Origin of the sequence: Candidatus Palibaumannia cicadellinicola, from assembly GCF_002855795.1 — a bacterium.
Lineage (GTDB): Bacteria > Pseudomonadota > Gammaproteobacteria > Enterobacterales > Enterobacteriaceae > Baumannia > Baumannia cicadellinicola_C.
The window spans coordinates 1-985 of record NZ_NJPO01000160.1 but is presented as its reverse complement, the minus strand read 5'-3'; the positions used below and the strand labels follow the sequence as shown (position 1 = coordinate 985).

The following is a 985-nucleotide window of genomic DNA, read 5'->3' as shown; positions in this document are numbered from 1 at the left end:
GTGTGCTACAACGATGTGTAGAAAATACTTCCATACGCCCGTGTACAGACGGGAGCTGACCTACCGTCTGCAATAAAGATGGTAGGGAATAACCTAGTGCAAGTAACGTTGCTAACGCCAGTAAAATATTACTAACATTAAATTCTCCCACAGACTTGCTATGAATAAGCCCATTTCCCCAGCAGGAATGAAACCAAATATCTACACCAAAAGTATGATAACGCACAGCATCCGCACACAACCAGTCACCTTGCCAATTACTCGGAAGCGAACCAGTTACAGTAACGGCTACCGCTTGCGGTAACCGTGCTAACCAACGCTGACCTACTCTATCATCAGCATTAATAATAGACTTATATACTTTTAAATCGTTAAATAACCGCCATTTTGCTCTTTCGTACTGCGCCATATCACCATGATAATCTAAGTGATCATGACTGAGATTAGAAAAAACAGCGGCTGCGAAGTGTAAATCGTTGACTCGATATTGCATTAAACTATGAGAAGATACTTCTATTGTACTAAAAGTTACTCCCTGTTCGTTAAATTGTCTTAATAATCGCTGAATCTCAACAGCTGAATCTGTAGTATTATTAGTAATTTTAATATTGTTTAATAAACCATTACCTATAGTACCTATAACCGCGCTGGTTTCACCCAGCAGCTGTACCCAATTTGCTAGTAGATGACTAATAGTGGTTTTGCCGTTGGTACCTGTAATACCAACCAAACGTAGAGTACGCGATGGCTGCTGATAAAAACGTCCTGCTAAAGCAGATAAAATCTGATTCAGTTGATATAAATAAATAATAGGTACGCCGTGTAGTTTATGTATTTTACCATCTTGTGTTTTATCTCCAGCTTCCGCTACTACCGCCGCTACTCCTTGCGTAATAGCTAGAGGAATATAGCGACGTCCATCAGTCTGGTTACCTTCTACAGCAACAAATAAATCACCAACTTGAGCAGTAAGACTATGCATACT

Annotated in this window: 1 protein-coding gene; it reads right to left on the bottom strand. The window is 39.9% G+C overall.

Annotation, left to right across the window (positions count from 1 at the left end; translation table 11 throughout):
- On the bottom strand, positions 1-985 hold a 985-nt coding region (locus CEX73_RS02925), incomplete at both ends, for a UDP-N-acetylmuramoyl-L-alanyl-D-glutamate--2,6-diaminopimelate ligase (protein WP_438819079.1).